The sequence below is a fragment of the Porphyromonas pasteri genome, from assembly GCF_014647755.1.
In the GTDB taxonomy this organism is placed as follows: Bacteria; Bacteroidota; Bacteroidia; order Bacteroidales; family Porphyromonadaceae; genus Porphyromonas; species Porphyromonas pasteri.
Map to the genome: position 1 here is coordinate 174,229 of NZ_BMPU01000001.1, position 17,237 is coordinate 191,465.

General features: G+C 54.5%; 10 protein-coding genes and 1 tRNA gene. 8 read left to right on the top strand and 3 right to left on the bottom strand.

Annotation, left to right across the window (positions count from 1 at the left end; translation table 11 throughout):
• Positions 1–41 precede the first annotated feature (41 nt).
• The 4 genes from IEX77_RS00745 (at position 42) to IEX77_RS00760 (ending at position 4,708) form a co-directional block, all read left to right on the top strand.
• Positions 42–1,388 (top strand): tetratricopeptide repeat protein, encoded by a 1,347-nt coding sequence (locus IEX77_RS00745; protein WP_229770756.1) that lies wholly within the window; start codon positions 42–44, stop codon positions 1,386–1,388.
• 17 nt (positions 1,389–1,405) lie between these two features.
• Positions 1,406–2,116: an LPS export ABC transporter periplasmic protein LptC gene (lptC, locus tag IEX77_RS00750; RefSeq protein WP_188807252.1), complete on the top strand. Its 711-nt coding sequence runs from the start codon at positions 1,406–1,408 to the stop codon at positions 2,114–2,116.
• A gap of 33 nt (positions 2,117–2,149) precedes the next feature.
• On the top strand, positions 2,150–3,403 hold the full coding sequence (locus IEX77_RS00755; protein WP_188807254.1) for a hemolysin family protein: 1,254 nt from the start codon (positions 2,150–2,152) through the stop codon (positions 3,401–3,403).
• A gap of 693 nt (positions 3,404–4,096) precedes the next feature.
• On the top strand, positions 4,097–4,708 hold the full coding sequence (locus IEX77_RS00760) for an LIC11966 family surface protein (protein WP_229770757.1): 612 nt from the start codon (positions 4,097–4,099) through the stop codon (positions 4,706–4,708).
• 113 nt (positions 4,709–4,821) lie between these two features.
• Here IEX77_RS00760 and IEX77_RS00765 read toward each other — a convergent pair whose 3' ends face one another.
• From IEX77_RS00765 to IEX77_RS00775, 3 genes are read right to left on the bottom strand one after another with little or no spacing between them, the layout of a single operon-like run.
• Positions 4,822–8,238 (bottom strand): UvrD-helicase domain-containing protein, encoded by a 3,417-nt coding sequence (locus IEX77_RS00765; protein ID WP_188807256.1) that lies wholly within the window; start codon positions 8,236–8,238, stop codon positions 4,822–4,824.
• A gap of 19 nt (positions 8,239–8,257) precedes the next feature.
• Complete coding sequence (pdxA, locus tag IEX77_RS00770) at positions 8,258–9,361, bottom strand: 4-hydroxythreonine-4-phosphate dehydrogenase PdxA (protein WP_188807258.1); 1,104 nt, start codon at positions 9,359–9,361, stop codon at positions 8,258–8,260.
• A gap of 14 nt (positions 9,362–9,375) precedes the next feature.
• Positions 9,376–10,452 (bottom strand): DUF4837 family protein, encoded by a 1,077-nt coding sequence (locus tag IEX77_RS00775; protein WP_188807260.1) that lies wholly within the window; start codon positions 10,450–10,452, stop codon positions 9,376–9,378.
• Positions 10,453–11,360: 908 nt separating this feature from the next.
• On the opposite strand from IEX77_RS00775, the gene alaS reads away from it, so the two are divergent.
• From alaS to aspS, 4 genes are all read left to right on the top strand, one after another.
• Positions 11,361–13,997 carry an alanine--tRNA ligase gene (gene alaS, locus IEX77_RS00780; protein WP_188807262.1) on the top strand — a complete coding sequence of 879 codons (2,637 nt, stop codon included), beginning with the start codon at positions 11,361–11,363 and terminating at the stop codon, positions 13,995–13,997.
• Positions 13,998–14,013: 16 nt separating this feature from the next.
• Positions 14,014–15,075, top strand: coding sequence for a 3-dehydroquinate synthase (aroB, locus tag IEX77_RS00785; protein ID WP_188807265.1), 1,062 nt, complete (start codon positions 14,014–14,016; stop codon positions 15,073–15,075).
• Between the two features lie 66 nt (positions 15,076–15,141).
• Positions 15,142–15,216: transfer RNA gene (locus IEX77_RS00790), tRNA-Pro, on the top strand.
• A 244-nt stretch (positions 15,217–15,460) separates the two neighbouring features.
• Positions 15,461–17,224 carry an aspartate--tRNA ligase gene (aspS, locus tag IEX77_RS00795; RefSeq protein ID WP_188807267.1) on the top strand — a complete coding sequence of 588 codons (1,764 nt, stop codon included), beginning with the start codon at positions 15,461–15,463 and terminating at the stop codon, positions 17,222–17,224.
• The last annotated feature ends 13 nt before the right edge of the window (positions 17,225–17,237 follow it).

Below are 17,237 nucleotides of genomic sequence, written 5' to 3' on the forward strand. Positions count from 1 at the left end.
CGACTATGCGCTAATCATTTACACACTAAAGACAAGAGACAATGAAACTGAACAGAATGATCCTGGTAGCAGCTCTCGGACTTCTCTCGACGGCTGCTTATGCCCAGACGGGTAGAGCTACAGGTACTCCTTTTGGCTCAGGTGAAGACAGCATCCGCTGCCGCCAAAGTATCAGCCTGCTGACCAGCTTTGGTAAGACGGCGAACTATGCCGACGCCTATGAGCATTGGCAGAAGGCGTACGACAACTGCCCCGCAGCATCTAAGAATATATACATCATCGGTGCTAAGATCCTTCACTGGAAGCTTGGTCAGGCCAAGACTGCCGACGAGAAGAAGAAGATCCTCAATCAGCTGATGAAGCTCTATGACGATCGCATCACTTACTTCGGTGACGATGCTAAGGTCGGTACGCCTCAGATCCTGGCTGATAAGATCGAGGACTACAAGACGATCGCAGGTGCTGATGCTGACTTCACGCAGGTCTATGAGTGGGCTAAGCCTGCCGTAGAGCGCTACAAGGCTGAGTCTCCTATCCAGCTGCTCTATTACTATACCTTCGGTTCACGTCTCATCGCTTCTAAGGATGAGTCGAAGATCGACCAGTACATCAACGAGTATACGCAGGCTGCTGAGTACGCAGATGCTATCCTCGCTGCTGCTGAGACGGACGAAGCTAAGAAGGTCATCGAGACGTACAAGAATCAGATGGACACGGAGTTCGCTCAGAGCGGTCTGGCCAGCTGTGACAAGCTCGAGAAGACCTATACGGTAGAGAAGATCGATCAGCATAAGACGGATAAGGCCTTCCTGCAGAATGTCCTCGCGCTCTTCCAGCGTGCAGGCTGCGATGGCAATGCTTCTGTACGTGCCGGTCGCTACCTCTTCGATATCGAGCCTTCGGTCACGGCAGCTATGGGTATCGCTGGTGAAGCTATCCGCGATAAGCGCTACGCTGAGGCTACGGAGTTCCTCAACAAGGCTATTGACCTGGCTAAGAACTCTTCTGACCGCCTCAAGTGCTACGAAGCACTCTTCCAGATCGCTCAGGTACAGCGCAACAGCAGTGCAGCTATCTCTTACGGGAACAAGATCCTCGCTGAGAATCCGCGCAATGGTCGCGTACTGCTCTACCTCGCTGAGCTCTCCGCTGGTAATGCTTCTCGCTACTATCCCGATGACAAGATCAAGCAGCGCTGCTACTACTATCTCGTCATCAATAAGCTCCGCCATGCTGCCAGCGTAGATCCCTCGGTCTCTGCTCAGGCTAACCGCGCTATCGCCAACTACTCTCGCTACCTCCCCTCTGCACAGGAGATCTTTATGCACCCCGATATCAAGAAGGGGTCTACGGTTAGCTTCGGTGGCGAAAGTGTCGTCATCCCCTAATCTACATAGCTCGCTCTATGTCTGATCTCCCTTCGCACTTAGGTGCAAGAGAGAGGGAAGAAGCCCTCCGCCGTCTGGATACTCCATCCAGACAGCGGGGGACTTCTCGTTCGTATCCCTTCGCCATGCTCTTTGTCTTCTGCACGCTCTTCCTTTCGCTGGGGGCATGCAGCAAGAAGAAGGTCGAGGTGAAGAATCTGGCGGTCAATCCCGACTCGCTCTATACAGCTCGTATGGTAGCGCTCAATACGCTCATCTCGGACTCTGGACTCATCCGCTATCGTATGACCGCTCCCGAGCTTCTGATCTATGAACGTAATGACCGCAATGAGTGGGTCTTCCCACGTGGTCTTGTCCTACGACCCTATGACCTCAAGAGCGGTAGTCAGGTCTTCATCAAGGCAGACTCCGCTATCCGCCGACCGCTCAAGGAAGAGTGGGAGCTCATCGGTCACGTCCTTGTCCAGGGCCCTGATGGGCAGCGTCTCAAGACGAAGCGTCTCTTCTGGCTTCGTGCAGAGAAGCGTCTCTATTCGGATGATACGACTTACTTCCTCACCCAAGGCAAGGAGCTTCGTGGCTCCCACTTCAATGCCAAGGACGATCTCAGCTGGTATGAGATCTACGACAACAAGGGCGCCTTTGACTACGACGAGAATAAGGCGACCTCACCTACTGCACCTGCAGCCCCACGGGCCGATACGCTGAAGCAAGCTCCCCGTCTCTAAGCTCTTCGGCGCAGTGTGCTCTCACCATCGATGATGATTTACCTCTATATATTCCTCAGCCTAATTGCTTCGGCCTTCTTCTCGGGTATGGAGATCGCCTTCCTCTCTTCGGATAAGCTCCGTCTCGAGCTTGACCGAAGCCGTGGTGGTGTGTCGGCTCGGATCTTAGGCGTCTTCTACTCGCGTCCTGACCACTTCATCACGACGATGCTCCTGGGGAACAATGTTGCCCTCGTCATCTATGGTCTCTTGACTGCTGTACTGATGGAGCCTTGGCTCAAGAGTCTCTTGGGCGAGAATGACGTGCTGATTCTCTTGGCGCAGTCGGTCATCAGTACGCTACTGATCCTTTTCGTCGGGGAATTCCTCCCGAAGGTTACCTTCCGTGCTAACCCCAACCGCACGATGCGCTTCTTCGCTGGGATCCTCTTCCTCGTCTATGTCCTGCTCTATCCCTTTGCTTGGATCATCGGGCTCATCACGCGTGCGATCCTCTTCCTCGCTGGGCAGCGTACCTCAAGTGTGGCTATTCGCCCGCAGCTCTCTTCACTGGACCTCGAGTACTACCTTACCCATAGCTCGGACGATGGTCAGGCCTCGGGCATCGAGACGGAGGTAAAGATCATACAGAATGCGATCTCCTTCTCGGGGCTTCAGGTGCGTGATTGCCTCCTGCCTCGTAATGAGATCGTCGGGGCAAGCATTGACTCGACGCGTGCACATCTTGAGGAGCTCTTCATCCGCACGGGCCTCTCAAAGCTCATCGTCTATAAGGAGAATATCGACGAAGTCGTCGGCTACATCCATTCGAGCGAAATGTTTCGAGGTGACGACTGGCAGAAGCGTATCGTCTCAGCCCTCTTCGTCCCTGAGAGCATGCAAGCCAGCACGCTGATGCGCCTCTTGATGCAGAAAAAGAAGAGTATCGCAGTCGTCATCGATGAGCTTGGCGGTACGGCAGGTATGGTGACGCTTGAGGATATCGTCGAGGAGCTCTTCGGTGATATCGAGGATGAGCATGACCGCCAGAAGCGTGTCGCTAAGCGCCTTGATGACCGTACCTTCGTCTTCAGCGGGCGTATGGAGATCGATGATATCAACGAGAAGTTTGGTCTGACACTCCCCGAGGATGAGGACTTCATGACTATCGCTGGCTACATCTTGTACCACCATCCCAGCATCCCTTCGCAGGGGCAGATCCTTGAGATCGGAGACCTGCGCTTTGAGATTCTTCGCTCGACATCGACGAAGATCGTCTTGGTCAAGATGACCCTCCCCGAGGCATAGTGCCTCCCTTCCTTCGCAAGGGTAAGCCATCACCCTACCGCTCACATGATCCTGTGGCGGTAGGGTGATGGCTTTTATTATTGACTGCTTGAGGGGGCGATCAATGCATTCTTATTGAGGTCGTATTGTATGGGGTGGTGGAAGCTATATAGCTCTTCGTGTATTCCTACATAGCTTTGCGAGCGTTCCTATATAGGATTGAGACGATTCCTACATAGCTTTGCGAGCGTTCCTATATAGGATTGAGACGATTCCTATATAGCTTTGCGAGTGTTTCTATATAGGATTGAGTTGATTCCTATATAGCTTTGCGCGCGTTTCTATATAGGATTGAGTTGATTCCTATATAGCTTCGTGATCATTCCTATATAGGTCTACTTACATTCTTATATAGGTCTGCGGACGCTCCTATAAGCGAGTGCGCATTCTTATATGAGTCATCGTGCGGATCCGTATCAATAAAGCGGCTGTCTATCGGTTGACTTTGTCTGATCCTCGGAGCTCTATGCCCTCAGTCTGTAGCGAGGAATAGGGCCTTTCTGCAGAAGGGGTATGCCTCCTTCTCAGCTGGGCTGGGACTATCTTAGCCTGCAACTTGCCCAATATTATGCAGTCTGAGAAGTTGTGGTATTGATGGAAATCACTATCTTTGCCAAGTAATCGATTTATTTATAATCAAACTACAGTCAAAAAATGATGGACCTTTTTAAGAAGCTTCAGGGGCTTTTCGGGGGAGATAACTCTGCCGAAGCTATCGAGAAGCAGATGCAGAAGATGCAGGAGCAGATGCAAGCTGCTTTCGGTGGTGAAGAGACCAAGCGCGGCTGGCAGCCCGATGAAGGCGTCTACTATGCCAAGGGTGAGTACGACAATGCCGTCGAGTACAACAACGAGCTCATTTGCCTTTCCAACTATGGTCTCGACCAGATGGCGAAGATGAATGATGCGATGGATGCCAAGGATTACAACCGCGCTGAGTGGGTTCGCCTGGAGTGGATCGAAGATCTCAAGGGCTTGAGAGAGCAGGCTGCTGCGCTCGGTGCCTATGATGGTGATGACCGTATGCTCAAGGCGCTCTATAAAGTCTTCGATGGCTGGGAAGCTCTGATGAAGGATGGCTACAAGACCCTCATCAAGATGCGTCTTGATGGTCTCCGTGGTACGCCTGAAGAACAGGCACAGCTCAAGAAGAATAATACCATCTTGGTGCGTCTCATCGACAACCTCAATGATGCGAGCGAGGAGTTCCTCGATGCTCACGGTGTCGGTGACTACGACTATGATGACGATGACGACGAGGATTAATCGTCGCTGAGCCACACGCTCACTTCCCCACTTTACGATATAAGAGCAGCCTACTGCATCCCCTCACTGAGGGCTGTGCAGTAGGCTGCTCTTCTTGTATCAAGGATAGATGGCTACCCCTTCACTTGTAGAATCTTGGGCGCTGGCTCATGGAGGTAGCAGAGATAGCCCGAGACTTTGGCGTAGCCCATCTGGCGAAGAAGCTCCATATACTCACGGACCTGGCGGTGGTGAGCCTTACGCTCCTCACCTGACTTGTAGTCTACGACCTCAATATGGCTGTCGGGGTAGAAGATCACACGGTCGGGACGGCGGCTGGTCTCCAGCTCTCCACCGATGATCGCGCGCTCGTTGAAGATCTTCCCTGTGCCATCGAACCATCGGGCTGCTTCGGGGTGCTCTACGACAGCACGGAGCTGGGTGGAGAGTTCCTCTGCATGCTCTGCCTTGATGTATCCATGATGTACGGCCTCGCTGATGGCAGGTGCTACATCGCTTGCGGTCTCGATCTCGGAGAGAATGAGGTGCAGAGTACGCCCATAGGCACGCTGGCTATCCTCAGAGAAGTACTCGAGTCCCTCGCGAAGGATGGCTAAGCGCTTGTCAATAGGGTAGGAGCTTAGTGCACCTACATGCAGTGCCGTAGCGCTATCCTCTTCGGAGGTGGAGTGCTTCTTCTTTGGTGCAGAAGTACTGTCACCTATGGGATCCTCCTTCGTCGTCTGATGAGCGGGGAGGATCTCATGGAGAGCCTTGTCTTCTTCTACGGAGGCCAGGAAGAGGTCTTCTATCTTGGAGATCTTCTCCTCAGATGCTTCTTTCTTCTTTGACTTCTTCTTCCCAGACTCCTCTTCCTGTCCCTTCTGGGCTTCCTCTCGGATCCAGATATGCAGCTCCTGCTTGGGGCGCGTGGTGGCGACATAGAGGAGGTTGAGCGAGTCCATCATATTCTTAAGCTTCTCCTCAAAGTAGGGCTCTGCGAAGTAGCTCATCTGTAGGGTAGTGGTGTACTTCAGAGGGACGCTCGTCACGTTCGTTGCGGTAAGCTCTTCGGTCTCGCTGATATGGGGGGGGATGGGGCACCATAGGATATTCTCCTTATTGGCGCTCAAAGCTTCATCCAGCTGCCAGCTGATGTCGGGGAGTAGGACGACGGGGAAGCCGAGCCCCTTGGACTTATGGATGGTCATCAGGGTGATAGCATCCTCGGCTGAGTTGTTGACGATGCTCTGCAGATGGCCTTTGTCTTGCCAGTACTGGAGGAAGGTCGAGATATCTGCAGCCTCCTCTTGCTCCCAGCTATAGAGCATGTCGAGGAGCTTGACGAGGTAGGCGCCTTCGCTCTCGGGGAAGAGCTTGCCATAGCGTGAGTTGATGATCTCGACGACTTCGTAGAGCCCTTGACGTCCGAAGTCACGCAGCTCTTGTAGCTCTGCGTCAGATAGGTCTTCTTCCGCTTGCCCCGAGAGGGCAAGGACTTGGTGATAGGCTTCTTGGAGGACTGCTAAGCGTAGCGGGATACTGGTATCCGCCAGATAGCTGAGGGCTGCGATGATGAAGCGTACGGAGTATGCGCGATCGACGTGTAGAGCTTCCTCTGAGAGGAAGGGTAGGGAGTAGCCCTCCAGCACTTCCTCGGGAGCGTTGAGGAGTGTCTCCGCCACACTGGCTGCATGCGCCTTCGTGCGAACGAGGATAGCGATGTCAGAGCAGCGATAGCCTCGCTTGAGTAGATCGACGAGGACAAGCGGGAGTTGATCTAAGGCACCGCTGGGTACTTCCTCTTCGGTGTCTGAAGTCTCTTCGCTGTCCTCTCCCTCTGTGGTGCTATCATCCTTCTTTTTGGGGGGAGCATAGCGATGGAGTACGACTTGCCCGAGACCTCGCTGTTGCTTTGGCTTAGGAGTATTCTGCACCACGTCTTCATAGGCCTTGAGGAGGATGTTGAGCTCTGCATCCAGTCGGCTCTTGACTTCCTCTTGCCCTTCGGGGAAGCCGTAGCCCCTGACCTCGCTCCAGAGTGAATCGAAGACACTGCGGATGAGTGAGCAGAGCTGTGGATAGAGGGCGTTGTTGAAGTCTACGATCTCGGGGACACTACGCCAGTTGTCCTCAAGGTTTTTGCGCTCAGCAGAAGATGTAAAGTCCTTGGTGAGCTGCGTGGTCAGTAGGGTGCTGTCGGAGTTGCGGAAGCGGTAGATACTCTGCTTGGCATCACCGACGATGAGGCAGTCCTGGCCTTGGCTCTGGGCATTATCAAGAAGAGGCTTGAAGTTCTCATACTGCATACGACTCGTGTCCTGGAACTCGTCGATCATGTGATGCTCGATGCGCGCCCCGATCTTCTCGTAGAGGAAGGGCGCATCATTATTGTCCTTCAGTAGCGCTTGGATGAGCGAAGGTGCATCAGAGATGAGCATAAGTTTGCCCTCTCGCTTGAGCTCTTGTAGGGCATTGTCGATGTCGATCAGTATGCCATAGAGCCCCGCATATCGATTGATCTGCTGGGCCGTGACGTAGATGGGGAGCTGCTGGAAGTTGTAGTCGCTGAAGGCTTTGAGGGCATCATAGATACTGCTGAGATGGGGCTCGATCTGCTCACGGATAGAGTGTTTGCCTTTACTTCCTACTAGCTTAGCCAGCCTCGTTTCTGTGTCTGTAGCAGCAAGGAACCCTTGTAGGTAGGAGCGCTCTGCAAGAGGTACTCCGTCTATGGTAAAAGCTCCTTGCACTCTTTGACAGGCATAAGTCGCTCCAAAGACTCCAGACCTCTTGTTGCTTAAATCTTCTATTGCTACCCCAGACCGCGCCAGTGTATTGAGTGCTCTTTCAGCAAGGGCGCTGAGCGCTTCCCTCTTATCCTTGATGATCTTACGAGCTGCTTCACGTAGCTTCTTGACCTGCGCTTGGGAGGGGAATTCCTTGCCCGCACGTAGCTGCTTGACTGCTTCGTTCTCGAGCTGCTTGGCGAACTTGCTGAGCTGGTCTTCGATATTGTAGCCCTTGCCATCTTCGATCGCCTCGGTGGTTAGCTCACTAAGCCAAGCCTCAATCTCCTTGTCGCTCTTCTCTTGATCCTGCTTGGCTAAGACTTCGAGGACGGCCTGATGAAGGAGTTGGTCCGAGTCAAGCTGCACGCGGAGGGCCCCAGCATGGCCCAGCTCATAGGCGAAGGAGCGGACGACCTCTTGGAAGAATGAGTCGATGGTACGCACACGGAAGCTCGTGTACTCCAGCAGCAGGGCATGCAGCGTCGCATTGGCTCGCTCCTGTAGTTTCGCCTCCGAGATGCCCAGCTCCCTGCATAGATCATCTGTGAATAGGGACTCCTCTGGGGTGCGTGCGAGGGTAGAGAGCTCAGCGACGATACGCCCCTTCATCTCAGCGGTGGCCTTCTTAGTGAAGGTCACCGCTTGGATAGTCGTGAAGTATCTGGGGTCGCCATTGCTGAGCATCAGACGCAGGAACTCGCGTGTGAGAGCGTGCGTCTTCCCCGATCCCGCCGAGGCGGTATATATCTTGAGGGACATGAGCTTGGGGGGCGAAGCGTTAGTATTCGTCTGGGGTACTAGTCGTGTCGAGCTTCTCGTCGTCTCGCCCACGATTGTGGTAGTGACGGCGGAGAGGATTGCGCGTAGCCTCGTCGTAGCTGCGACGGTGGCGGTAGATGTCCAGTGCGCTGTAGATAGCCTCTCGCATCGAGGTGGGGTCAGCGATACCCTTACCAGCGATGTCGTAGCCTGTACCATGGTCGGGGGAGGTGCGTACGAAGCCGAGTCCCAGCGTGACGTTTACCCCTTCGTTCATATACAGCGCTTTGAAGGGAGCTAAGCCCTGATCGTGATACATAGCGAGGATGCCGTCGAAGGAATCTACACGACCGCTGCCCCAGAAGCCGTCTCCAGGGAATGGGCCAAAGGTGATGATACCCGAGGTGAAAGCCTCCTCGATAGCGGGACGGATAATCGTATCCTCCTCGTTCCCCATAAGCCCCTTATCTCCTGCGTGGGGGTTAAGGCCAAGTACGGCGAGGCGTGGCTTCGTGATGCCGAAGTCTCGCTGTAGGCCAGCCTCGAGGAGGCGGAGCTTGCGGAGGATCAGTTCGCTTGAGAGCCGTGGGGCAATAGCACTCACAGGGATGTGTGTTGTGGCTAAGGCCACACGGCAGTCGCCCGAGGCGAGCACCATCAGTGATTCGCCAGGTGTGCGTGCAGCGATTGCCTCGAGGTAATCTGTGTGCCCATTGAAGGGGAAGAGGCCGCGTGGCATCACGGCCTTATTGATGGGGGCTGTGACGAGGACGTCGCAGAGTCCCATGCGGATATCTGCCGTGGCACGCTCAAGGGCTTCAAAGGCAGCGCGCCCAGCCGCGTCGGTGGGCTGACCGATCTCTACCTGCTCACGTCCCGTGGTACAGTCGAGGATATTCAGCACGCCGTCCTTGGCTTCGCTTGCCTGACGGATGACCTGCCAAGAGACATGCTCGAGGCCGAGGTGCGCCTTCCAGAAGTTTGCTACGTGCGAAGAGCCGTAGAGAATAGGGGTGAAGAGCTCAAGGATGCGCTCATCCTCAAAGATCTTTAGTACGACTTCATAGCTGATGCCATTGATATCGCCGTGGGTGATAGCTACCCGTATCTTGCGTGTACTCATTGTCAGACTATGGATTAGAAGCCCTTGGTGTAGCGAGCCTTGAGGATGATCCCTGGGTCAAAGGCCTTGACAGCGCTGGGGCGGAAGGAGTAGAGCGAAGACTCCATCATGCGGATGAGGTGGAGCTTGTCCTCGTTGGGGCGGTAGACGAAGCCCTCGAAGACGTAGACCTTGCCTGCAGCCTTGTCGACGACAGCATGGCTGACGAAGGGGCCACCCATCATCGCACCGCCTTCCATCTTCCACAGACCACGGAGTTCAGCACGCGCTGTCTCCTCTTCGGGGAGCTGTACACGGCGGTAGAGGAGACCATAGTTCTGCTCGGTGCAGGGGTAGGAGCCTTCGAATTCCCCCGAGATATTGGCCTTGAGTACGGAGTCTCGCTTGGCAACCAGAGCATCGAGGCTGATATCCTTGGGGCTGTGATAGGGGTAGGTGTAGACGAGGATGTCGTGGCGAGAGCGCATAGAGGAGTTGGACATCCAGAGGAAGTCCTTGCCGACACGCTTATTGCGAATATCCTCAGGGACATTGACGCGATGAGCGAAGAGGCTATCAACAAGCTCGGTAGCCTTCTGGCTGTAGGTCTTAGCGATAACCTCGCCGTAGAGGAAGAGTTCGTGGCGAATGAAGAGATTCATCAGCCCTTCACCCTGAGTCTTGAGGTAGTTCTGTACCGAGTCAGCGCTGGGGGAGGTCATACGTGCTACGATCTGCCCCTTGGCCCAGTCGTCATAGCTGTACTTCAGCGAGACCTTTGAGTAGCGCTGAGGGTCGATGTCGAGGAGGAAGACATTGCGTACGAGCTTCAGCGAGCCTTCGAAGGATGGGGTAGGGACGCGCGAGATGCGTAGAGAGGGCTCGCTCTGAGGGAGGGCAGGGGCATCTTCCTCGAGTAAGTCATAGAGCTGCATCGCCATAGGGGACTCGAAGTAGTCCTTCTCCATGACGAGCATGAGTTCGCCTGGCTTCCCGATAGCGCTCTGCTGGAGTACAGAGGAGTTCTTGGAGGAAGATTTGCAGGAGCCGAAGGCTAATATGCTTGCGATGAGGGCGGGTAGGGCGAAGCCCATCCGGTAGTTGATCTTCATAAGGCGTATGTTGCTTTGTCTATCGTGCTTATTTACAGTAAGGCAAAGATAACCAAAGTGGCACAGACTACCGCAGGGAGTAGCTCTATGCTATGGGGATCCTTTCCATCTAGTAAATGGGGCGGCTATGCATCGATTTTTATGATTGCGAAGGAATTGTCCTATGTGTAAGTATATCCGTGTCTTATGCGAGGTGAAGAAGTGGGCCTCCATAGCTGGGTAAATGAACCTATATAGGTCAGCCCGCCGACCAATATGGGTACGGGGTAGGGCTATATAGGGATGGTGAAGAAAGCTATATAGCTTTGGACTGATCCCTATATAACTTTGTGAAGTGACCTCTATTAGGTCGTTGCTCAGCGCAGGGATAAAAGTTGCGGACGAGTGGCAGAAATGTTTGGACTACGTACGTGGCTCTAATATCTACGTATGTGGATATTAGGATTTACGTACCTGGTCTTTAAGACTACGTGCATAGATGCGGGAAAACCACTACGGAAAGGCGCTTTTTTCTTCACGAGAAGGGCACTTTTCCCTCCGCTGGATAAGAAGAATACTCGCGATAAGGCGAAGGGCTTGTGTATCTCTTTGGAGAGGGTATATCGGGGAGCTGGGCATCGATGCCTTAGCACTCTAAATAGAAAGTAGGGCTCTAATGCAACAGCCTCCAATATAGGTTGCGAAGGGGGACAGTATAGCGGTGGTATGCAATCCCCATTGCAACGAAGTGATTCTCGATGAGGGTGCTTCCCCTCGCGCGCGTACATTCTCTCTCTATCTATGCTCTATCTATGTGTGGAGCTGGAGAGCAAAGAGCTCTCGTGGGGTAGGGCTTCTACACTACCTATAAATAGCGTACCTTTGCGGGACAAATAAAGTATCATATAATAGTAAGCAACAACGACACAATGACCTCTAAAGAGATTCGCGAGTCATATAAGTCTTTCTTCCAAAGTAAGGGCCACACGATCGTGCCATCAGCTCCGATGGTAGTCAAGGGCGACCCTACCCTGATGTTCACGAACGCAGGGATGAACCAGTTCAAGGATATCATCCTCGGTAATGCCGAGATCAAGCATAGCCGCGTGGCGGACTCACAGAAGTGCCTTCGCGTAAGCGGTAAGCACAACGACCTCGAGGAGGTGGGCCATGATACGTACCACCACACGATGTTTGAGATGCTTGGGAACTGGTCCTTCGGGGATTACTTCAAGCACGAAGCTATTGACTGGGCTTGGGAATACTTGACGGAGGTACTTCACCTCTCCCCCGAGCGTCTCTATGTGACGGTCTTCGAAGGGGCTCCTGCCGAAGGCCTTGAGCGTGATGACGAGGCTGCTGCTATCTGGGCCAAGCACCTGCCAGCCGAGCGCATCATCAATGGGAATAAGCACGACAACTTCTGGGAGATGGGTGATCAAGGTCCTTGCGGCCCTTGCTCCGAGATCCATATCGACATCCGCTCTGATGAAGAGCGTAAGGCTGTCGATGGCCTCACGCTGGTCAACCAGAGTCACCCTCAGGTCATCGAGATCTGGAACCTCGTCTTTATGCAGTACAACCGTAAGGCCGATGGCTCTCTCGAGCCACTGCCTAAGCGCGTCATCGATACGGGGATGGGCTTCGAGCGTCTCTGTATGGCTATGCAGGGGAAGACGTCGAACTATGATACCGATATCTTCACCCCGATGATCCAGGCTATCGCCACGCTCACGGGGATCGAATATGGGGCTGACCAGAAGTCGGATGTCGCTATGCGCGTCATCGCCGACCACATCCGTACGATTGCCTTCGCTATCACCGACGGTCAGCTCCCCTCCAACGCTAAGGCGGGCTATGTCATCCGCCGTATCCTACGCCGTGCTGTCCGCTACGGCTACACCTTCCTCGGCCGTCGTGAGGCCTTTATGTACAGCCTCCTGCCCGTACTCATCGAGACGATGGGCGATGCTTACCCCGAGCTCATCGCTGGTCGCGAGCTCATCGCTAAGGTGATGCGTGAGGAGGAAGAGAGCTTCCTGCGCACACTGGAGACGGGTATCCGTCTCTTGGATAAGCAGATCGAGGAAGCAAAGAAGGTCGGTAAGACCGTCCTTGATGGGCATGATGCCTTCGTCCTCTATGATACCTACGGCTTCCCCCTTGACTTGACCGCACTGATCCTCACTGAGCAGGGGCTGAGCGTCGATGAAGCCGGCTTTGACAAGGCTATGCAGGAGCAGAAGGAGCGTGCACGTAATGCCGCTGCTATCGATGCTGGTGACTGGCAGGTCGTCAATGATGGCTCTGCTGTACGCTTCGTCGGCTATGATACCCTCGAGTGTACCACGGAGATCCTCCGCTATCGTGAGGTGAAGCAGAAGAATGCTACCTTCTATCAGGTCGTCCTCTCTGAGACTCCCTTCTATGCTGAGATGGGTGGTCAGGTAGGTGATAAGGGCTTCCTCATCGCTGCCGATGGCACGAAGTACGAAGTCTTTGATACCAAGCGTGAGAATAACCTCGCTATCCACCTGATGAAGAAGCTCCCCGCTACGCTAGAGGGTGACTTCCGTGCCGTGGTTGACGAAGAGCGTCGTCATCGTATCGAGGCTAACCACTCTGCTACGCACCTCCTGCATGAGGCTCTGCGTGAAGTCCTCGGCTCGCACGTCGAGCAGAAGGGGTCATTCGTCTCTGATGAAGTCCTGCGCTTCGACTTCGCTCACTTTGCGAAGGTAGAGCCTGAGCAGCTCCGTGCTGTCGAGCGTATCGTCGCAGCACGTATCCGTGCCTGCATCCCTCTGCAGGAATACCGCGAAGTGCCCATTGACGAAGCTCGCGAGATGGGGGCTATGGCTCTCTTCGGTGAGAAGTATGGGGATCACGTCCGCGTCATCCGCTTTGGCTCATCGACCGAATTCTGTGGGGGTACGCACGTTGCCTCTACGGGTGTGATCGGTACGCTACGCATCACGAGTGAGTCCTCCGTAGCTGCAGGTGTACGCCGTATCGAGGCTGTCACGGGTGCAGCCGCTGAGAACTACCTCTATGAGCAGGCTGATATGATCGATGCTATCCGCCAGCTCTTCAATAATAGCCCCCAGCTGAAGACGGCTATCCGTAAGACCCTTGAGGAGAATGCCGAGCTCGGCAAGCAGGTAGGGGAGTACATCCGTGAGCAGATCGCTGAGAAGAAGCGTCAGCTGCTGGAGAAGCGTGTCGAGGTCGGTGGTGTCCGCCTCTTCCTCATCGAGAAGGAGGTCCCCGCTGAGATCGTGAAGGATATCGCCTTCCAGATCGCAGGTGAGCTGCACGAGCCCTTCGTCTTCATCGCTGCTTGCGTAGAGCCCAGCTCTTCTAAGCCCAGCCTGACGCTGATGATCAGCAAGGATCTGGTAGAGTCAAGAGGCTGGAACGCTTCACAGCTCCTCCGTGCTGCTGCCAAGCATATCCAGGGCGGTGGTGGCGGTCAGCCTCACTTCGCTACGGCAGGTGGTAAGAACGTCGATGGACTCAACGCTGCTGTCGAAGAGCTCCTCTCCACTATGGAGCTGAAGGCATAAGCCTACCCCTGTACGGATGATCATCGGTACACAGATACTCGATCGCAAGCTCCCCTCAGTCGCTGAGGGGCTGGCTTGCGATCGACTCTTTTTGGTCCTGGAGGAGCGTGTCGCAGAGCTCCATCCTGACCTTCTTCCTCAGCTGCAGTCCGCACTTCCCGAGGCTATATGTCGTACGCTGCGAGGTGGCGAGGAGTGCAAGACGACGGAGTCGCTGGGGCTCCTATGGACTTGGCTCAGTGAAGAGGGGGCTACTCGTCGTAGTGCCCTCGTCCTCATCGGTGGGGGAGCCCTGCTTGACTTAGGAGGCTTAGCCGCCTCGACCTATATGCGTGGCATAGCGACGGTCTATGTGCCAACGACACTGCTGGCGATGGTCGATGCCTCAGTAGGGGGAAAGACTGCGATTGACTTCCTCGGGGTAAAGAACCTTATTGGCTCCTTCCACCCGGCCCATGAGGTCATCGTCGATATTGACTTCCTGCGCACCCTCCCCTTGGAGGAACTCCTCTCAGGCTATGGTGAGGTCGTCAAGCATGCCACCCTTATGGGCGGAGAGGCCTGGCGAGAGGTCTGCCATATTGGCGACCCGGTTGGCCTCATGGATGACGAATGGCAGGCCCTCATTGAGAAGAGTATTGCCTACAAGACTTCCGTTGTGGAGGCTGATCCTACGGAGCGTGGGCTTCGTCGTATCCTAAATATCGGGCATACGGTAGGGCATGCACTGGAGGCCTACTCGCATCAGAATGAATTTCGCCGCACGCTCCCACATGGTGAGGCCGTCGTCTTTGGACTACTCATCGAGAGCTATATCACGATGTGCCAGCGTGGGACGAGCAAGGAGTACATCCGACAGCTGATGACCTTGGCCCGTGAGCTCTACTCGCCCTTCTTCTATACCTGCAAGGATTACCCCGAACTGCTGCGCCTTATGCGGCATGATAAGAAGAACTCTGCAGGGACCATCACGCTCATGGGCGTCATCGAGCCTGGAAATATCGAGGCGGTAGAGGTTGCGGATGAGGGAGTTATTAAGGAAGGGCTTGATTTTCTTCGCGAGACATTTGGTAGTTAGCCACCTTCTCCTTATCTTTGCAGCGCAAAAGGGACAAAGCCCACGTGGTAAGTCTCCAAGAGCATTCGGGATGTAGCTCAGCCCGGTTAGAGTACTCGTCTGGGGGGCGAGTGGTCGCTGGTTCGAATCCAGTCATCCCGACTGAATGTAATGCGAGTAGAAGTGAATCCACTTCTACTCGCATTGCTTTTATAGTCCCCTATACTAAGGTATAGCTATGGTGCTTCGCTCTGGGTGGAGGATCATGCGATGGAGCCTTACTGCTCTCTATCTATTACCTGCGCTATAAATCCCCCGTAATCTTTTGTATTTTTGTAGAGAGAACAAGCACTTATCACTCGGTGTGCAGGCCTTTGGCTGGCTACCGATCAAGGAAAAAGAATATATGTATCGCACTACTACCTGTGGCGCCCTGCGCCTCAGTAATGTCGGGGAGCAGGTGACGCTCGCTGGCTGGGTCCAGAAGGCACGCCGTATGGGCGGGATGACCTTCATCGACCTTCGTGACCGCTATGGTATCACTCAGCTCGTCTTCAATGAGGCTCACGTAGGCGAGGCTCTCGTCTCTGAGGCTGAGAAGCTCGGTCGTGAGTACGTCATCCAGATCACGGGTGAGGTCACTGAGCGTGAGAATAAGAATCCTAAGCTCCCTACGGGGGATATCGAGATCTCGGTCAAGACGCTGCGCGTACTCAATCCCGCAGAGGTGCCTCCCTTCACTATCGAAGACGATACCGATGGTGGGGACGACCTGCGTATGAAGTACCGCTACCTCGACCTGCGTCGTAGCTGCGTACGCTCCAATCTTGAGCTGCGTCACCGCTTTGCTCTCGCCGTGCGCCGCTATCTTGATGGTCAGGGCTTCCTCGAAGTAGAGACGCCTGTCCTCATTAAGTCTACGCCAGAGGGTGCCCGCGACTTCGTCGTGCCCTCTCGTATGAACCCTAACCAGTTCTACGCACTGCCCCAGTCTCCTCAGACCTTCAAGCAGCTGCTGATGGTTAGTGGCTTTGACCGCTATTTCCAGCTCGTCAAGTGCTTCCGTGACGAGGATCTTCGTGCGGACCGCCAGCCTGAGTTCACTCAGATCGACTGTGAGATGAGCTTCGTTGAGCAGGAAGATGTGCTGACGATCTTCGAGGGTATGACCCGCTATCTCTTCAAGGAGCTGCTCGATCTCGATATCCAGACGCCCTTCCCTCGTATGAGCTGGCACGATGCGATGAAGCGCTATGGCTCTGATAAGCCGGATACACGTTTCGGTATGGAGTTCGTCGAGCTCAAGGATGTGCTCTCGGGTCATGGCTTCTCCGTCTTCGATGATGCCGCTTATATCGGAGGTATCTGCGCTGAGGGTGCTGCTGGCTATACGCGTAAGCAGCTTGATGCTCTGACAGACTTCGTCAAGCGTCCGCAGATCGGTGCTAAGGGTATGGTCTATGCTCGTGTCGAAGCTGATGGCACGGTCAAGAGTAGTGTCGACAAGTTCTACAGTCAGGAGACGCTGCAGGAGCTGGCACGTGCGATGCAGGCCAAGCCTGGTGATCTGATCCTCATCCTCTCGGGTGATGATGCGATGAAGGTGCGTAAGCAGCTCTGCGAGCTTCGCCTTGAAGTGGGCAATCAGCTTGGCCTCCGCGATAAGACAAAGTTCTCCTGCCTCTGGGTGGTTGACTTCCCCCTCTTCGAGTGGGATGAAGAGACTCAGCGCTTCTACGCTATGCACCACCCCTTCACATCACCCAAGCCTGAGGATATCCCTATGCTCGAGACGGATCCTGGGGCAGTGCGTGCCAATGCCTACGACATGGTCATCAATGGTGTAGAAGTCGGTGGCGGCTCGATCCGTATCCACGACAGCAAGCTGCAGGCACGTATGTTCGACCTCTTAGGCTTCACTCCCGAGAAGGCACAGGAGCAGTTCGGCTTCCTTATGAATGCCTTCAAGTATGGTGCACCTCCCCATGGTGGTCTGGCCTATGGCTTGGATCGCTTTGTCTCCCTCTTCGCAGGGCTGGATAGCATCCGTGACTGCATCGCCTTCCCCAAGAATAATGCTGGGCGTGATGTGATGATCGATGCACCTTCGCTGATCGATCAAGAGCAGCTTGATGAGCTTTATCTCAGCCTTGTAACCCCGACGAAGTAGCCTAATCCCTTAG

Coding starts and splice junctions, on each gene's coding strand:
- IEX77_RS00765 (WP_188807256.1), bottom strand. CDS start 8,238: ATGTCCCTCAAGATATATACCGCCTCGGCGGGATCGGGGAAGACGCAC.
- IEX77_RS00755 (WP_188807254.1), top strand. CDS start 2,150: ATGATTTACCTCTATATATTCCTCAGCCTAATTGCTTCGGCCTTCTTC.
- aroB (WP_188807265.1), top strand. CDS start 14,014: ATGATCATCGGTACACAGATACTCGATCGCAAGCTCCCCTCAGTCGCT.
- pdxA (WP_188807258.1), bottom strand. CDS start 9,361: ATGAGTACACGCAAGATACGGGTAGCTATCACCCACGGCGATATCAAT.
- IEX77_RS00760 (WP_229770757.1), top strand. CDS start 4,097: ATGATGGACCTTTTTAAGAAGCTTCAGGGGCTTTTCGGGGGAGATAAC.
- IEX77_RS00745 (WP_229770756.1), top strand. CDS start 42: ATGAAACTGAACAGAATGATCCTGGTAGCAGCTCTCGGACTTCTCTCG.
- alaS (WP_188807262.1), top strand. CDS start 11,361: ATGACCTCTAAAGAGATTCGCGAGTCATATAAGTCTTTCTTCCAAAGT.
- aspS (WP_188807267.1), top strand. CDS start 15,461: ATGTATCGCACTACTACCTGTGGCGCCCTGCGCCTCAGTAATGTCGGG.
- IEX77_RS00775 (WP_188807260.1), bottom strand. CDS start 10,452: ATGAAGATCAACTACCGGATGGGCTTCGCCCTACCCGCCCTCATCGCA.
- lptC (WP_188807252.1), top strand. CDS start 1,406: ATGTCTGATCTCCCTTCGCACTTAGGTGCAAGAGAGAGGGAAGAAGCC.